Source organism: Pusillimonas noertemannii, from assembly GCF_003096595.1.
Classification (GTDB): Bacteria; Pseudomonadota; Gammaproteobacteria; order Burkholderiales; family Burkholderiaceae_B; genus Pusillimonas; species Pusillimonas noertemannii.
In genome coordinates, this window is the sequence record NZ_QEKO01000001.1 from 580,905 (window position 1) to 595,466 (window position 14,562).

General features: G+C 65.1%; 15 protein-coding genes. 7 read left to right on the forward strand and 8 right to left on the reverse strand.

From position 1 onward, the window contains the following. Window positions 1-18: 18 nt before the first annotated feature. The 8 genes from C7440_RS02710 to mpl form a co-directional block, all read right to left on the reverse strand. Window positions 19-864: a symmetrical bis(5'-nucleosyl)-tetraphosphatase gene (locus C7440_RS02710; RefSeq protein WP_116517383.1), complete on the reverse strand. Its 846-nt coding sequence runs from the start codon at window positions 862-864 to the stop codon at window positions 19-21. Beyond that, window positions 861-2,039, reverse strand: coding sequence for an LPS export ABC transporter permease LptG (gene lptG, locus C7440_RS02715; RefSeq protein WP_116517384.1), 1,179 nt, complete (start codon window positions 2,037-2,039; stop codon window positions 861-863). Before lptG ends, C7440_RS02710 begins: the two co-directional genes overlap by 4 nt. Window positions 2,040-2,146: 107 nt before the next feature. Continuing rightward, complete coding sequence (gene mtgA / locus C7440_RS02720; RefSeq protein ID WP_116517385.1) at window positions 2,147-2,863, reverse strand: monofunctional biosynthetic peptidoglycan transglycosylase; 717 nt, start codon at window positions 2,861-2,863, stop codon at window positions 2,147-2,149. Between the two features lie 4 nt (window positions 2,864-2,867). Further along, on the reverse strand, window positions 2,868-3,722 hold the full coding sequence (aroE, locus tag C7440_RS02725) for a shikimate dehydrogenase (protein WP_017525719.1): 855 nt from the start codon (window positions 3,720-3,722) through the stop codon (window positions 2,868-2,870). Further along, window positions 3,719-4,618: an energy transducer TonB gene (locus C7440_RS02730; RefSeq protein WP_017525720.1), complete on the reverse strand. Its 900-nt coding sequence runs from the start codon at window positions 4,616-4,618 to the stop codon at window positions 3,719-3,721. The genes aroE and C7440_RS02730 overlap by 4 nt, the downstream gene beginning before the upstream one ends. Window positions 4,619-4,639: 21 nt before the next feature. Next, complete coding sequence (locus tag C7440_RS02735) at window positions 4,640-6,526, reverse strand: ribonuclease catalytic domain-containing protein (protein WP_116517386.1); 1,887 nt, start codon at window positions 6,524-6,526, stop codon at window positions 4,640-4,642. A gap of 70 nt (window positions 6,527-6,596) precedes the next feature. Then, complete coding sequence (locus tag C7440_RS02740; RefSeq protein ID WP_116517387.1) at window positions 6,597-7,190, reverse strand: YqiA/YcfP family alpha/beta fold hydrolase; 594 nt, start codon at window positions 7,188-7,190, stop codon at window positions 6,597-6,599. Then, window positions 7,187-8,572, reverse strand: a complete 1,386-nt coding sequence (mpl, locus tag C7440_RS02745) for a UDP-N-acetylmuramate:L-alanyl-gamma-D-glutamyl-meso-diaminopimelate ligase (RefSeq protein ID WP_116517388.1) — start codon at window positions 8,570-8,572, stop codon at window positions 7,187-7,189. The genes C7440_RS02740 and mpl overlap by 4 nt, the downstream gene beginning before the upstream one ends. A 100-nt stretch (window positions 8,573-8,672) precedes the next feature. Between mpl and C7440_RS02750 the strand changes: the two genes are divergently transcribed. From C7440_RS02750 to C7440_RS02780, 7 genes are all read left to right on the forward strand, one after another. Further along, complete coding sequence (locus tag C7440_RS02750) at window positions 8,673-9,170, forward strand: TlpA family protein disulfide reductase (RefSeq protein WP_026068199.1); 498 nt, start codon at window positions 8,673-8,675, stop codon at window positions 9,168-9,170. An 82-nt stretch (window positions 9,171-9,252) separates the two neighbouring features. After that, window positions 9,253-9,687, forward strand: a complete 435-nt coding sequence (aroQ, locus tag C7440_RS02755) for a type II 3-dehydroquinate dehydratase (RefSeq protein ID WP_026068200.1) — start codon at window positions 9,253-9,255, stop codon at window positions 9,685-9,687. An 89-nt stretch (window positions 9,688-9,776) separates the two neighbouring features. Beyond that, window positions 9,777-10,220 carry an acetyl-CoA carboxylase biotin carboxyl carrier protein gene (gene accB / locus C7440_RS02760; protein WP_017525726.1) on the forward strand — a complete coding sequence of 148 codons (444 nt, stop codon included), beginning with the start codon at window positions 9,777-9,779 and terminating at the stop codon, window positions 10,218-10,220. Between the two features lie 7 nt (window positions 10,221-10,227). Next, on the forward strand, window positions 10,228-11,574 hold the full coding sequence (gene accC / locus C7440_RS02765; RefSeq protein WP_017525727.1) for an acetyl-CoA carboxylase biotin carboxylase subunit: 1,347 nt from the start codon (window positions 10,228-10,230) through the stop codon (window positions 11,572-11,574). 62 nt (window positions 11,575-11,636) lie between these two features. After that, complete coding sequence (gene prmA, locus C7440_RS02770; protein WP_116517389.1) at window positions 11,637-12,551, forward strand: 50S ribosomal protein L11 methyltransferase; 915 nt, start codon at window positions 11,637-11,639, stop codon at window positions 12,549-12,551. Between the two features lie 19 nt (window positions 12,552-12,570). Then, a complete protein-coding gene (locus C7440_RS02775; RefSeq protein ID WP_116517953.1) occupies window positions 12,571-13,599 on the forward strand; it encodes a zinc-ribbon and DUF3426 domain-containing protein in 1,029 nt (342 codons plus the stop codon). 8 nt (window positions 13,600-13,607) lie between these two features. After that, window positions 13,608-14,546, forward strand: a complete 939-nt coding sequence (locus C7440_RS02780) for a carbohydrate kinase family protein (protein ID WP_116517390.1) — start codon at window positions 13,608-13,610, stop codon at window positions 14,544-14,546. Window positions 14,547-14,562 lie beyond the last annotated feature (16 nt).

Sequence of the window (14,562 nt, forward strand, 5' to 3'; positions counted from 1 at the left end):
CCCTGCCGCGCCCTGTAGTCAGCAGTCGGCGCCGGCCTGGTCGGTGCAGTCGACCTGAACCACCTTGCGATCGCCAAGCCGCACAGCCGTCAGGCTGCGGCCCCATACGCAGCCGGTGTCCAGGCATATGACGTCGGGACGCATCAGCAAGCCCAGGGTCGACCAGTGGCCGAACACGATGGTGGCTTCGTCCCGTGTGCGGCGCCCCGGGGCGTCGTACCAGGGCAGCAGTCCCGAGTCGTTCCAGTCTTGCTCGGTGGGCGCCAGCTTGTGGCGGAATTCCATGCGGCCCTGCGCATCGCACATGCGCAGACGAGTCAGCGCGTTGATGACGATGCGGCGGCGGCCTTCCTGGTCGAGATCATCGCGCCATTGAGAGGGTTCGTTGCCGTACATGGTTTGCAGCCGCTGGCGCCAGTCGGGTGCGCGCAGGTCTTTCTGCACTTCGGCGGCCAGCTCGAGCGTGTCGGCCACGCTCCATTGGGGCAGCACGCCCGCATGGACCATCAGGTGGCCGTGCTCGTAGTGCGCCAGGGGGCAATGCCGTATCCAGTCGAGCAGTGCTTCGGCGTCGGGCGCGTTCAGGATTTCATCGAAGGTGTCGGACTTGCCCACCTTGCGCAGGCCCGCGGCGATGCCGAGCAGGTGCAGGTCGTGGTTGCCCAGCACCGAAACGGCGCGGTCGCCCAGGGCAATGACGCTGCGCAGGGTACGCAGCGAGTCGGGGCCCCGGTTGACGAGGTCGCCCGCGAACCAGAAGCGCGGATCGTCGCCGGCGGTAATGTCGGGATGCCGCATGAGCGTTTCCAGCGAGCGGCAGCAGCCCTGCAGGTCGCCCACCATCCAGATGTCGCGATGGCTCATGTGGCGGCCTTTCTCCAGGGCCAGCGCGCCTGCGCCACGCGCCGCGCGTTGTGCTGGTTCTCCATCAGGATGAGGCCGCCGAAGGCCAGGACCAGAGCCGCCAGATTGGGCACCAGGGCCGTGACCCAGGGCGGCCATTTGCCCAGCATGCCTACGTTCAGCGCCAACTGGTTGATCATGAAAAAGCCCACGCCCAGCAGGATGCCGATGAAGACCTTGCCGCCGACCCCCCCCCGCCGTGTCTGCATGAAGCCGATCGGGGCGGCGATGGTGATCATGACGAACAGGGTGAAGGGATAGGCGAGCTTGCGCCACAAGGCGACGATCTGGCGTTCGGTCTGCAGGTGGTTGCTCGAGAGGTAGTCGATGTAGTCGAGCAGCACCGAGATGGACATGCGCTCGGGCGTCAGGATGCGGGCGATCAGGCGTTCAGAGGTCAGGGTGGTGGCCAGTTCGCGTTTCTCGACATGGAGCATCTTGGTCAGGGGTGTGGTGGGTGCCTTCGCATCGGCCAGCGCCATCAGCGCGTTGTCGTCGACGTGGGTCTCGGTTACATCGGTCAGCACCAGCATGCCTTGTTCGAAGTGGCCGTCTTTGGCGCGCGACAGCCGAGCCAGTTCTTGGTCTGCACGGAACTCGTAGACCGTGACGTCGCTGACGCCGCCGTTGGCCTTGAGCTCGGAGATGTTGATGATGCGGTTGCCGCCGCTGGAGCCTTCTTCCTTGAACCAGTAGCCGCTGTTCAGCCGGCCGCCGCCGGCGCGGCCCAGCAGCGACAGATTGGCTTCGCTGTACTTGATCTCGGCCGCGGGCGTTACCACTTCGGACAGGACGAAGGCGCCGATGACCCAAGGGAAGGTGATGATCCAGAGCATGGCAAGAAGCTTGATGCCGCTGACCCCCGAAACGCGCAAGATGACCAGCTCGTTGCGCTGGGCCAGGCTGGCAAGCGCCAGGATGGCGCCGATCAGCAGGCCTATGGGCAGCAGCTCGTACAGCCGTGTCGGAAGCTGCAGCGCCTGCAGGTAGAACAGGTTCAGCAGGGTGAACTTGGAGCCGACGTTGTCGAGGTCTTCGATAAGGGCGAAGAAGGTGAACAGGCCCACCAGCGCCAGCAGCACGACTGCACAGGAGCGATAGATTTCACGGGCTAGATAACGGCGGGCGGTACGCATGGGCAACTACTCACGACTCATTGGGAACCCGCCATCGGACGGATCATGAAAGCTTAACAAATGCTGGGCGCCACATCGGGCGCCTGCACGGTTGGGCGCCGCGGGGCTCAGGGAGCCTCGACATGGCGCATGCGGCTTTGGATGGTGGCAGTGCGCGAGCGCAGGTACGATGTGTCGCCGCGCTTGTCATAGTACGCCGGATTGGGCAGCATTGCCGCCAGCCTGGCGGCCTGGGCGCTGCTGAGCTGCGCCGCGTTGCCCCGGTAGTACTGCGCCGCGGCCGCCTCGGCGCCGAAGACATTTTCGCCCCATTGGGCCAGGTTCAGATACAGCTCCAGGATGCGCTCTTTGCTCATCACCGCCTCGATCATATAGGTAAGCAGCAGCTCCTGGGCCTTGCGCCAGTACGAGCGGTCGCCCGACAGGAAAAGGTTCTTGGCGAGCTGCTGGGTAATGGTCGACCCGCCGCGCATGCGGTCGCCGCCTTTTTCAGCCTGGCGCATGTTGTATTCCCAGGCCTTCTTGATGGCCTCCCATTCAACACCGTCGTGGGCGACGAAATTGGCGTCTTCAGAGGCGATGACGGCGCGCTTGAGATTCTTGCTGATGCGGTCGTAGGGCACCCATTGGTAATGAATGACGGCGTCCGGGTTTTCGCGCCGCAGCTCTGCCCGGGTCGCCTTCATGAAGGCGCTGCTGCCGGGGTCATGGAAAGTCAGCCAGACCACCATCACGAAAAGCCCGAACTGGTACAGCAGAAACGCGAACAGCGCCAGCAGCAGGGCGGCGGCCGCGACCTTGAGCTTGGATATCCGCCGCGCCATGAGGTCAGTGTCCCGCCATCTGGGCACGCAATTGCGCCAGCACGGGGGCGGTGTCGGGCCGCACGCCGTTCCAGATGAAGAAGGCCTCGGCGGCTTGTTCGACCAGCATGCCCAGGCCGTCGGCCACACGGTCCGCGCCGGCGGCCTGGGCCTGCAGCAGGAAGGGCGTGGGCCGGGGGCCGTACATCATGTCGTAGGCCAGGCCGCCGGGCGCATAGGCTACGCCGGAGATGGCCGGCGCTTGGCCCGCCAGGCTGCTGGACGTGGCGTTGACGACGATGTCCCATTCCCCCTGGGCCTGATCCAGGCCGCCGGCCGATACCTTGGCGGCCAGCCCGGCCATGTGGGTGTCCAGATGAATCTTCAGGCCCTGTGCCCGCCCGGCGTTGCGGTTGACGATGCGAAGCGCTTCACAGCCTGCCTCCAGCAGGGGAAGCAGGGCACCCTTGGCCGCGCCGCCGGCGCCGATCAGCAGCACGCGCTTGCCGGCCGCGTCGACTCCCTGCCGGGCGATGTCCGCCAGCAGGCCCACGCCGTCGGTATTGCAGCCTCGCAGCCGGCCTTCATGCATCCACAGGGTGTTGACGGCGCCCGCCAGCCGCGCGCGCTCGGAGAGATTGTCGCCGCACAGGGCATGGGCCTCTTCCTTGAACGGCACGGTTACGTTCAGGCCGCGCCCGCCTTCGGCGAAGAAGCCGCTTACGCTGCGGGCGAAGGCGTCCAGGGGGCTTTCGAGCAATCCATAGTGCAGGCGGATGCCGGTCTGGCGTCCGAACTGCTCGTGGATGGCCGGCGACCGGCTGTGCTTGACCGGGTTGCCGACTACGGCGAAGCGTCGCGGAAAGGCTGAGTCGTTCATGGAGATTCCGTGGACAGTCGGTTATGGGTGAAATGCCAGGTACGGGTAATGGCCAGCACGTCGGTCCGGCGGGCAATTGCATCGGGCAGCGGGGCGAAGGGCGCAGCCAGCTGCACGATGCGCTGCGCGGCCAGGTTCAGCACCGCGTGCTCGGAGGGCTGGTCGATCTCGATGCGCAGCAGGTCGCCGTTGCTCTTGATGTAGACGGTCAGCTGAAGCTTGCCGTAGACCCGGCCGCGCGCCTCGGCCGGATAGTGTTCGGTGCCCAGCAGTTCTATGCGCTGGCGCCACACCTCGACGTACTGGGCGTAGTCGGCCTCTTGGGCGGCGGGCCCCACGAAGCGCTGGCGCGGCTGGGCGTTATAGTGCTCTATCTGTTCCTTGATGGCGCTGATGCGGGCATTGAGCACCAGGCTTTCCCGCAGCAGGGCGTCTTCTCCGGGTTCATCGGATTGCTGCAGCAGGTCGGGCCGCCTGCGCGCCTCGGGCACGGCCTGGCTGGCCTGCAGCTGGGCGTAAAGCCTTTCCTGCTCTGATTCAAGCTGCGCCTGCCGCTTGCGCAGCGCTTCCAGCACGATCTGGTCGGGCGAATCGGCCGCCGTGCGCGGCAGGGGCGAAGAGGCGATTTTTTGCCCGCCATCGCCGCCGGCGTTGATTTGCTGCTGGGCAAGCACCTGGGGCCGGGCCGGGGCGGTTTCGGTACGGGCGTTGACCAGCGTGACTTCAAGCAGGCTGTCCGAACGCGCCGTGGCCGGCGGCGGGCCGTGCAGGCGCAGGGCGAGCAGAGCCGCATGAACGCAGATGGAAAGCACCAGCGCCAGCGGCAGATAGCCGCCCCGCGCATGGGGGCGCGATATCAGCATCCAGATCAGAAGGGGGCCGGTCGCGGTTTTCATGGCGCTTCAGGCTGGTATGGTTCAGGAAGCCGCCGTACCCAGGTAACGGCATTGCAGCTCAAGGGCAAGCTCGTCGAAGCCCGATATTTCCAGCTCGACCGGCTGTCCGCGCTCGAACTCGGGCATGCCGGCCACCCGCGTGACCAGCGGCACGCCTTCGAGCCGCACCAGGTCGTCGCGCAACACCTGGCCCTGCACCCGCTTGACGTCGTGCTGCTGCAGCCAGCGCAGGCACCAGTAGCGCTCCATGTCGTTCTGGTAGTCGTTCCACAGCGCATACTGCGAGTCGAAAGCCCCGATGATCGCGAACAGGTCGGCCTCCTTGGGTTTGAACGGCGCCACGAGGCGGGCCGACACACCATGCTGCGCGGCCGCCAGTATCTGGCCCTGGTTGATCAGGTCGACGTAGCGGCGCAGCGGCGATGTGGACCAGATGTACTGCGGAACGCCGATGGCTTCGTGCGGCAGGGCCTGGGTGGACATGCGCACACGCCCCGCCTGCTGGGACCGGTAGATGCCCGGTACGCCGTGCTGGGCCAGCAGGCCGCCCCACAGATTATTCGCCAGAATCATGTACTCGGCAACCACGCGGTCGAGCGGGGCATTGCGGCGGCGCGGCACGATGTGCACGATGCTGTCCGGGTCGTCGGGCTGGCCTTCCAGCTGGAACGAGTATTCGACGCGGTTGTTGTTCTCGGTTTTGCCCCGCACCGCGTCGCGCTGCGCGCCCAGCGCCTTGGCCATGCGCCACAAGGGGCGCAGCCAGTGGCCATACGGCAGTTCGGCCTGCGGGTCGTCCAGCGCCTCTTCGGTAACCAGCGGCTCAAGCGTGTTCAGGCGCAGGTTCTCGCGTACCTGCACCATCTCTACCCGGGTTTCCGATTCAAGTATCTCGCCGGTGTTCAGATTGGCCTGCACATAGAGCGACAGCGCGGGACGCGGCGCGCCGGCATCCAGCGAAAAGCGCTGGATCAGGCTCTGTGGAAGCATGGGTATCTTCTCGCCGGGCACGTACACCGTCGACATGCGCGAGCGCGCAATGTCGTCCAGCGGGCCGCCGCGCGTGATGGCCAGCCCGGGGGCGGCGATGTGTACGCCGATGCGCACCACCTCGTCCGAAATCGGCTGGACGGACAAGGCATCGTCGACTTCTATGGTCGAGGCGTCATCCACCGAATAGGCTTCCACGTCGGCAAAGGGCAGTTCCCAGTCGGGCGCCGGCAGTTCGACGTCGGGAAAGCCGGTGCCCTTGGGAAAATTCTGGGCCAGGAAGCGATGGCGATGCAGGGCGAGCGGATGGGGCCATGCGCCCAGCCGCAGCAGCAACTGCTCGGGGCTGCTTCCGGTTTGCTCGCAGGCGGCTTCGAATGCCTTCCATTGCTGCGTGTTCTTGTCCGGGCGCGTCAACAGCGATTTGGCCACTTCGGCGATGGGTTCGGGCAACTGGCCGGCCACCATCTGGTCGGTCCACTGTTGCTGCTGTTCCGCCTGCAGGCGCTTTTTCTCTATGGCCGCCAGGGCGGCCTGGAGAATGTCCGGCGGAGCGGGCCGGTAGCGGCCCTTGCCCCGGCGATGAAAATAGGCCGGGGCGCTGTTCAGCGCGAAGATCAGCGCCGTTTTTTCGACCGCGTTGGGCGGGTGGCCGAAGTATTCCCGTGCGAACTCGCAGGCGTCGAGCTCTTCCTGGGGCGCGCACTCCCATAGAAAGTCGATTTCCAGGCTTGCCGCAAGCTCGCCGGCCTGTTCGAGCAGGCCGGCGGGCTCGGGCTGATCGAAGGAAAACAGCACGTTGGCTTTCTTTATTTTGCTGCGCTTGCCCGAGGCGGCCTCCACCTGCAGGGTGGAGTCGCTTTCGGAGAAGATCTTCTCGGCTTTGAAGTTTCCGCTGTCTTCGTAGAGGACGTACATAGATCGATCGATGCGGTGCCTAGGGCACCAGGGTAAATGGGAAGGCGGCCCGGATGGTTATTGAACGGCCCTAGGAATGCAGCCGGGGTTCGAGCACGAACCCCAGTACTTCGGGCAGCCATTGTTCGAAATCCGATATGCCATGGTCGCTGCCCTGGATGATGCGGCCGTGGCTGCCCGCATACCACTGCGCCATCTCGCGCCAGTCCAGGACCTCGTCGCCGGTGGCCGCCAGCAGGAAATAGCGCTGGGGGTCGGCGGGGCGCCCGACTGCCATGCGAGCCAGTTCGTCGACGTATTCGGGCAGAAAGACGAAAGGTTCTTCGCTGTGGTATTGCGTATGCTCGCCCACCTGGGTGGCCAGGTCGCGCGCCGCATGAACGACCGGGTTCAGAACGACCGCGCGGCAGAGCCGTTTTTCGGCCAGGCAAGTTGCATAATAACCTCCCAGGGACGAGCCGATGACTGTCAGGGGTTCGTTGGCGGCGCTGTCAAGATGCCGTTCGATGAGCGCTTCGCACAGCGCCATGGCCTGCGCCGGGCTGGCGGGCAGCTGCGGACAGTGCCATGCACCGAGCTGCCCTCGTTCCTTCAGGGCGTCGGCCATCATGCGCGCCTTGGCCGACGAGGGTGAAGACCGGAATCCGTGCAGGTAGAGGATCATGCGCCTGCCTGGGCCGGCAGGGCCAGCCGGTCGAGTATTTTCTGATGGACGCCGCCGAAGCTGCCGTTGCTCATGACCAGTATGTGGTCGCCCGGCCGGGCCGCGGCGGCGATGGCGCGAACCATGGCGTCCAGGTCGGAATGCGCGCGGGCGCGCTCGCCCAGGGGGGCCAGCACCTGGGCCGGGTCCCAGCCCAGCGCATGCTTGCCCTGGGTTTCGCCATAGCAGAACACCAGGTCGGCCTGCTGCAGCGCACCGGGCAGGCGGGCCGCCATGGCGCCCAGCTTCATGGTGTTGGAACGGGGTTCGAGCACCGCCACGATGCGGGCGCCGCCCACCTGCCGGCGCAGGCCGTCGAGGGTGGTGGCAATGGCCGTGGGGTGATGGGCAAAGTCGTCGTAAACCGCGATGTCGCCCACCTTGCCGCGCAGTTCCATGCGGCGCTTGATGCCGCCGAAGCGCGACAGGGCCTCGACGCCGGCCTGGGGCTGCACGCCGGCCTGCCGTGCGGCGGCCAGCGCCGCCAATGCATTCAGGCGGTTATGTTCGCCGCCCAGCCCCCAGCTCACGATGCCGGCCGCCTGGTCGCCGGCGCGTACTTCGAAATGACCGGGGTGGGCGTCGACGTCGTGGGCGCTCCAGTGTCCGCCGGGGCCGAAGGTTTGCACGGGTGTCCAGCAGCCGCGCTGCAAGACTTCGTCCAGGGCTTCGTCGTTGCTGGGCCGGATAATGGCCCCCGAGGCCGGTATGGTGCGTACCAGATGGTGGAATTGGGTCTGGATCGCGTGCAGATCGGGGAAGATGTCGGCGTGATCGTATTCGAGGTTATTCAGTATGGCGGTGCGCGGCCGATAATGGACGAACTTCGACCGCTTGTCGAAGAAGGCCGTGTCGTATTCGTCGGCCTCGATAACAAACAGCTTGCCGGCGGTCTCGTAGCGGGCTGAAACCTCGAGACCGGGGGCGATGCCGCCGATCAGGAAATTGGGCGCCAACCCCGCCTCGCGCAGTATCCAGGCCAGCATCGAGCTGGTGCTGGTCTTGCCGTGGGTGCCCGCCACCGCCATGACATGCTGGGTGCGTAAAACTGCCTCGCCCAGCCATTGGGGGCCGGAGGTATACGGCAGGCCCTGGTCCAGAATGGCTTCCATCAGCGGGTTGCCCCGGCTGACCACGTTGCCGACGACATAAAGGTCCGGACGCAGCGAGACCTGGTCGGCCGAGAAGCCCTCGATCAATTCGATGCCCTGCTCTTGAAGCTGGGTGCTCATGGGCGGATAGACGCCGGCGTCGCAGCCGGTGACCTTGTGGCCGGCCGCCCTCGCAATGAGCGCCAGGCCGCCCATGAAGGTGCCGCAGATGCCCAGGATGTGTAAATGCATGTGTATCCCTCCAGGCGGTATTGTAGTGATTCTGGCAGTCACCGGCTGCGATGATAAAATCGTTGTTCATGATGAAAAACGTCTTTTCCCCCTGCTTGCCATGAAGCGCCGTGGCTTCCTATTGCGGGCCGGCCTGTTGGCCGGCGCCGGTCTTGCCGCGGCCTGGCCCTTGCCTTCCCTGGCGGCCGACAGCCTCTTCGACGCCAGCTTTCCCGACATCGAGGGCGCCGACCAGCCCATGAAGCAGTGGCTGGGCAAACCCGTGGTGGTCAATTTCTGGGCCACCTGGTGTCCGCCCTGCGTCAAAGAAATGCCCGACCTCGAGGCCTTGCATCAGAAATACCCCGCGGTGAACTTCCTGGGACTGGCGGTCGACACCGCCGCCAATGTGCGCAAGTTCAACGAAAAAGTGCAGGTCAGCTATCCGCTGCTCATGGTCGGCCACAGCGGCATCGAGCGCATGCGCTCGATGGGAAACCGTGCCGGAGGCCTGCCGTTCACGGTGGTGTATGACGCAAAAGGCGGTGTCGCCCAGACCATACTCGGCCAGGTCAAGCCCGACGAACTCGAGCAAATCATTCAAGGCCTGTTAGCGTAAAACGCTGCAAAAACAACGTATTTCATGGACAAACACCCCCTTTTGGCGTAAAAAGACGTTCTGATCCTTGACCGAAACCAACATGGCCCGAAACATTCTTGTCTTGCACGGCCCCAATCTCAATCTGCTTGGCACCCGCGAACCGCAGGTATACGGCCGCCATACCCTGGCCGACATCGACGCCCGCCTTCAGCAGGTGGCGGCCGATAATGATGCAAGATGCTCAACGTTTCAAAGCAACCACGAAGGCGCGCTGGTCGATCGCATCCACGCTGCGCGCAGCGACGGCACCGACTACATCCTCATCAATGCCGGGGCGTACACCCACACCAGCATCGCGCTGCGCGATGCCCTGGCCGCGGTGGCCATTCCGTTCATCGAAGTACACATATCCAATGTTCACAAGCGAGAGCCCTTTCGCCATCACTCCTATCTGTCCGAGCTGGCCGTCGGGGTGATCGCGGGCCTGGGCCCTTTTGGCTACGAAGCCGCCCTGCTTCACGCGATGGCGAGCTGAGCAGCCGCATGCCGTTTTTGTTTTTATCAATATCTTCTTTCGCCGCGGGCCCCATGCCGGCCCCGGTGGAATGACACGGGAAAGTCTGTATGGACCTCAGAAAACTCAAGACCCTGATTGACCTGGTTGCCGAATCGGGCATTGCCGAACTGGAAATCACCGAAGGCGAGGGCAAAGTACGCATCGTCAAGTTCTCGCCGGCCACTCAGCCGGTCGCCTACGTGCCCGAGCCTGCCCCGGCCGCTCCCGCGGCTGCTGCGGCGGCACCCGCAGCGCCCGCCGCTCCGGCCGCGCCGCAGGGGCACGCCGTCAAGGCTCCCATGGTCGGCACCTTCTATCGCGCGCCCAACCCGGGCGCTTCGCCATTTGTCGAAGTGGGCCAGACCGTCAAAGAGGGCGAGCCCCTGTGCATCATCGAGGCCATGAAGCTGCTGAACGAAATCGAGGCCGACAAGTCGGGCGTCATCAAAGAGATCCTGGTCGAGAACGGCGAGCCCGTGGAATACGGTCAACCTCTATTTGTCATCGGCTGATTAATCCATGTTTGAGAAAATCCTCATCGCGAACCGGGGTGAGATCGCCCTGCGCATACAGCGGGCCTGCCGCGAACTCGACATCAAGACCGTCGTCGTCTATTCAGAGGCCGACCGCGATGCCAAGTACGTGCGCCTGGCCGACGAAGCCGTGTGCATCGGGCCCGCTGCCGCGCGCGACAGCTACCTGAGCATGCCGGCGCTGATCTCGGCGGCCGAGGTCACCGACGCCGAAGCCATCCATCCGGGCTACGGCTTCCTGGCTGAAAACGCAGACTTCGCCGACCGCGTCGAAAAAAGCGGCTTCGTCTTCATCGGCCCGCGCCCCGAAAGCATCCGCATGATGGGCGACAAGGTCAGCGCCAAGCAGGCCATGATCGAGGCTGGCGTTCCCGTCGTTCCCGGTTCGGCCGGCGCCTTGCCCGACGACCCCGAGGAAATCCAGCGCATCGCGCGCGAGGTGGGCTATCCGGTCATCGTCAAGGCGGCCGGCGGCGGCGGCGGGCGCGGCATGCGGGTGGTCTATACCGAGGCGGCCCTGCTCAATGCCGTGTCCATGACGCGCACCGAGGCGGGCGCAGCCTTCGGCAACCCCGAAGTCTATATGGAGAAGTTCCTCGAGAACCCCCGCCATATCGAGATCCAGGTGCTGGCCGACGGCGGACGCAACGCGGTGTGGCTGGGCGAGCGCGACTGCTCCATGCAGCGCCGCCATCAGAAAGTCATCGAAGAGGCGCCGGCGCCGGGCATCGCCCGCCGCCTCATCGAGCGCATCGGCGAGCGGTGCGCGGACGCCTGCCGCAAAATGGGCTATCGCGGCGCGGGCACGTTCGAGTTCCTGTACGAAGACGGCGAGTTCTTCTTCATCGAAATGAACACCCGCATCCAGGTCGAGCACACCGTCACCGAAATGATCACCGGCATCGACCTGGTCGTGCAGCAGATCCTTATCGCCGCCGGCGAAAAATTCACCTTGCGCCAGCGCGACATCCAGTTTCGCGGCCACGCCCTCGAGTGCCGGATCAACGCCGAAGACCCCTTCAAGTTCATCCCCAGCCCCGGCAAGATCACCAACTGGCATACGCCGGGCGGTCCGGGCGTGCGCATGGACTCCCACGTCTTCAGCGGCTACACGGTGCCCCCCAACTACGATTCCATGATCGCCAAGCTCATCACCTATGGCGATACGCGCCGCCAGGCGATCGCGCGCATGGAGATCGCCTTGTCCGAAATGGTGGTCGAGGGCATCCAGACCAACATTCCCCTGCATCGCGAACTGATGCGCGACGGCAATTTTGTCGAGGGTGGAACCAGCATCCACTATCTCGAGCACAAGCTGTCGCAACGACCCTAGCCGAAAGCCGGAGGCTCTTCCGTTCAGTCGAGGGCTTTCGGACTTTCCAGGAACAAACAACCATGCGTGAACTCGTGCTGCACTGCCAGGAAGCACAGGCAGAGGCCCTCTCAGACGCGCTGCTCGCGGCGGGCGTGCTGTCGGTATCCGTAGAAGATGCCGACAGCGACACCGAGGCCGAGCAACCTCTGTTCGGCGAGCCCGGGACCGAGCCCGAGGTCCAGGCCTGGCGCCGCAACCGTGTCGTGGCCCTGCTGCCCGACGGCATCGATCCCGAGCAGGTGCTCGAGCAGACCCATGCCTTGTGCGGGCTGGATTTCATGGCCAGCGGCTGGACCACCCGCGACGTGCCCGACGCCGACTGGGTCAAGCTGACGCAAGCGCAGTTCGGGCCCATACACATTGGCGAACGGCTCTGGATCGTGCCCAGCTGGCATCGGGACGACCCCGCCGTGCCGGCGCAGGCCGCCTCGGCGGGGGCCATCCACATCGAGCTCGATCCCGGCCTGGCTTTCGGCACGGGCAGCCATCCCACCACCCATTTGTGCCTCGAATGGCTCGAACAACACCTGCAGGCCGGACGCTCCGTGCTCGACTACGGCTGCGGCTCGGGCATTCTGGCCATTGCGGCCAAGCTGCTGGGCGCGGGGCCGACCACCGGCGTCGACATCGACGAACAGGCCGTCCGGGCTACCGAGTACAATGCCAAGGTCAATCGCAGCGATCTGCGGGCCATGCTGCCCGACGACCTGCCTGAAGGGCAGGTCGAGGTCGTTGTGGCGAACATATTGTCCAATCCCCTGAAGGTGCTGGCGCCCATGCTGGCCAACCGCGTCGCTCCGGGCGGGTCGCTGGTCCTGTCGGGTGTTCTCGAACGCCAGGCCCACGAGGTCGCCCAGGCCTATGCACCGTGGCTGCAACTGAGCGTGTGGCGTGCCCGAGAAGGATGGGTGTGCCTTAGCGGCCAGCGCAGCTGACGACGTTCGATATTTGCATATGGATCTAACCACCCGCTGTCCCCAATGCGGAGCCGAGTTTCCAATCAGCTTGCAGCAGTTGCAGCTGCGCAAGGGTTATATCCGTTGCATCAATTGCGCCCACATCTTTGACGGCTACGAAGCGGTCGTGCCCGCTTCGGCGGCCGAGCCCTCGGTGCCGCCGGCGGCGCCCGCGGTGCATGCGCCTCAGGGTGAACCCAGCTTTTCTGCCTCCAGCGCGCCGGCCGCAGCCGCGCCGGGCGAGCCCAGGTTCACCGTTTCCGGGCCGGGCCATGCCGGCTCCGGCGTACCCATACGCGTGCGCGAGCCAGCATCCGCCGAGCAGCCCTCGTTCACCCTGCGTGATACCGAGCAGCGGCTCGACGACGGGCGCGGCCACACGGTCGGCCAGGCCCATTCGGTCGGCCGCGACGCCCATTACGACTATCAAGATGACGGCTATCGGGACACGGGCTCGGGCCTGTATGTCGAACCCCGCCATGGGCACGAGGCGGGTCCCGAGTTCGTCCATGTAGAAGAGCGGCCAGGCGGCATCGGCCTGGGGGGCGTGTTCTGGAGCCTGCTGGTGCTGCTGGGCCTGGCGGCCGCGGTGCTTCAGGCCGCATATATCTACCGGGTCCAGATCGCCAGCGAGCTGCCTTCCCTGCGGCCCGCGCTCGAGCGCTACTGCGAAACCCTGGGCTGCACGGTAGAGTATCCGCGCCGCATCGCGCAGATTGCCATCATGGACTCATCCCTGCAGGCGGTACGAGACGGGCAAGAGGCCGCCCAGGGCAGCCGCCTGATGCTCAATGTGGTGTTGCGCAACAATTACGACCGGCCCCAGCAGTGGCCGACACTGTCGGTCGAGCTGGTCGATTTCTCGGGCACGGTGGCGGTCCGGAGACTCCTGGCGCCTTCCGACTATCTGCCCGAACTCTCCCTGCAACGGCCATTTCCCGCCAGAAGCGAAGTGCGCGTATCGGTGCCGCTTGCGGTCGAAGGCGTGCAGATCAACGGTTACCAGCTCGACAAGTTCTTTCCGTAAGGGTCAACATGCCTAACAAGATATTGGTATGCGGTTCGGTGGCTTTCGACACCATCACGGTGTTCGAGGGCCACTTCAAGGACCACATCCTGCCCAACAGCATCCAGTCGCTCAGCGTTTCCTTCTTCGTGCCCTCGATGCGCAAAGAGTACGGCGGGTGCGCGGGCAACATTGCCTACAACCTCAAGCTGCTGGGCGCCCATCCGGTACCGGTGGGCACGGTGGGCGTCGATGCGGGCGACTACCTCGAGTACATGCGGCGTCTGGACATCGATACGTCCCTGGTCAAGGTGCTGCCCGACACCTACACGCCGCAGTGCTTCATCACCACCGATCTCGACAGCAACCAGATCGCCTCCTTTCATCCGGGCGCCATGTCCCGCTCGTCGGAGAACGACCTCAGCGGAACGCAGGCCGCATGGGCCATCGTCGCGCCCGACTCGAAAGAAGGCATGTTTGCCAACGCGCAGCGCCTCAAGGCCCAGGGCACGCCCTTCATATTCGACCTGGGGCAGGCCATGCCGCTGTTCAACGGCGACGACCTGCTGCAGATGCTCGAGATGGCGCAGATGCTCACGGCCAACGACTACGAGGCCAGCGTCATCGAGCAGCGCACCGGACGCAGTATTCTTGATATTTCCAAAGGGCTGCAGGCGGCTGTGGTAACCCGCGGCAGCGAAGGCGCCATCCTGTACGCCGACGGCGTCGCGACCGATATCGAACCGATCGCGGTAAGCCAGGTGGTCGACCCCACGGGCTGCGGCGACGCGCACCGCGCCGGCCTGCTCTACGGCCTGGTCAACGACTGGCCGCTGGCCGATGCCTGTCGCTTGGCGAATGTGATGGGTGCCATTAAAATCTCTTCAAAGGGCCCCCAAAACCATCAGCCTACTCGCGCCCAGATCGGCGCGTTACTCAATCAGCACTATGGCATCGGCCTGATATGATCCGGTTGCCGTGCAC

What these genes read in the sequence shown, in the direction of transcription:
- C7440_RS02710 (WP_116517383.1), bottom strand. Translation starts at nt 864, where the DNA reads ATGAGCCATCGCGACATCTGGATGGTGGGCGACCTGCAGGGCTGCTGC.
- lptG (WP_116517384.1), bottom strand. Translation starts at nt 2,039, where the DNA reads ATGCGTACCGCCCGCCGTTATCTAGCCCGTGAAATCTATCGCTCCTGT.
- mtgA (WP_116517385.1), bottom strand. Translation starts at nt 2,863, where the DNA reads ATGGCGCGGCGGATATCCAAGCTCAAGGTCGCGGCCGCCGCCCTGCTG.
- aroE (WP_017525719.1), bottom strand. Translation starts at nt 3,722, where the DNA reads ATGAACGACTCAGCCTTTCCGCGACGCTTCGCCGTAGTCGGCAACCCG.
- C7440_RS02730 (WP_017525720.1), bottom strand. Translation starts at nt 4,618, where the DNA reads ATGAAAACCGCGACCGGCCCCCTTCTGATCTGGATGCTGATATCGCGC.
- C7440_RS02735 (WP_116517386.1), bottom strand. Translation starts at nt 6,526, where the DNA reads ATGTACGTCCTCTACGAAGACAGCGGAAACTTCAAAGCCGAGAAGATC.
- C7440_RS02740 (WP_116517387.1), bottom strand. Translation starts at nt 7,190, where the DNA reads ATGATCCTCTACCTGCACGGATTCCGGTCTTCACCCTCGTCGGCCAAG.
- mpl (WP_116517388.1), bottom strand. Translation starts at nt 8,572, where the DNA reads ATGCATTTACACATCCTGGGCATCTGCGGCACCTTCATGGGCGGCCTG.
- C7440_RS02750 (WP_026068199.1), top strand. Translation starts at nt 8,673, where the DNA reads ATGAAGCGCCGTGGCTTCCTATTGCGGGCCGGCCTGTTGGCCGGCGCC.
- aroQ (WP_026068200.1), top strand. Translation starts at nt 9,253, where the DNA reads ATGGCCCGAAACATTCTTGTCTTGCACGGCCCCAATCTCAATCTGCTT.
- accB (WP_017525726.1), top strand. Translation starts at nt 9,777, where the DNA reads ATGGACCTCAGAAAACTCAAGACCCTGATTGACCTGGTTGCCGAATCG.
- accC (WP_017525727.1), top strand. Translation starts at nt 10,228, where the DNA reads ATGTTTGAGAAAATCCTCATCGCGAACCGGGGTGAGATCGCCCTGCGC.
- prmA (WP_116517389.1), top strand. Translation starts at nt 11,637, where the DNA reads ATGCGTGAACTCGTGCTGCACTGCCAGGAAGCACAGGCAGAGGCCCTC.
- C7440_RS02775 (WP_116517953.1), top strand. Translation starts at nt 12,571, where the DNA reads ATGGATCTAACCACCCGCTGTCCCCAATGCGGAGCCGAGTTTCCAATC.
- C7440_RS02780 (WP_116517390.1), top strand. Translation starts at nt 13,608, where the DNA reads ATGCCTAACAAGATATTGGTATGCGGTTCGGTGGCTTTCGACACCATC.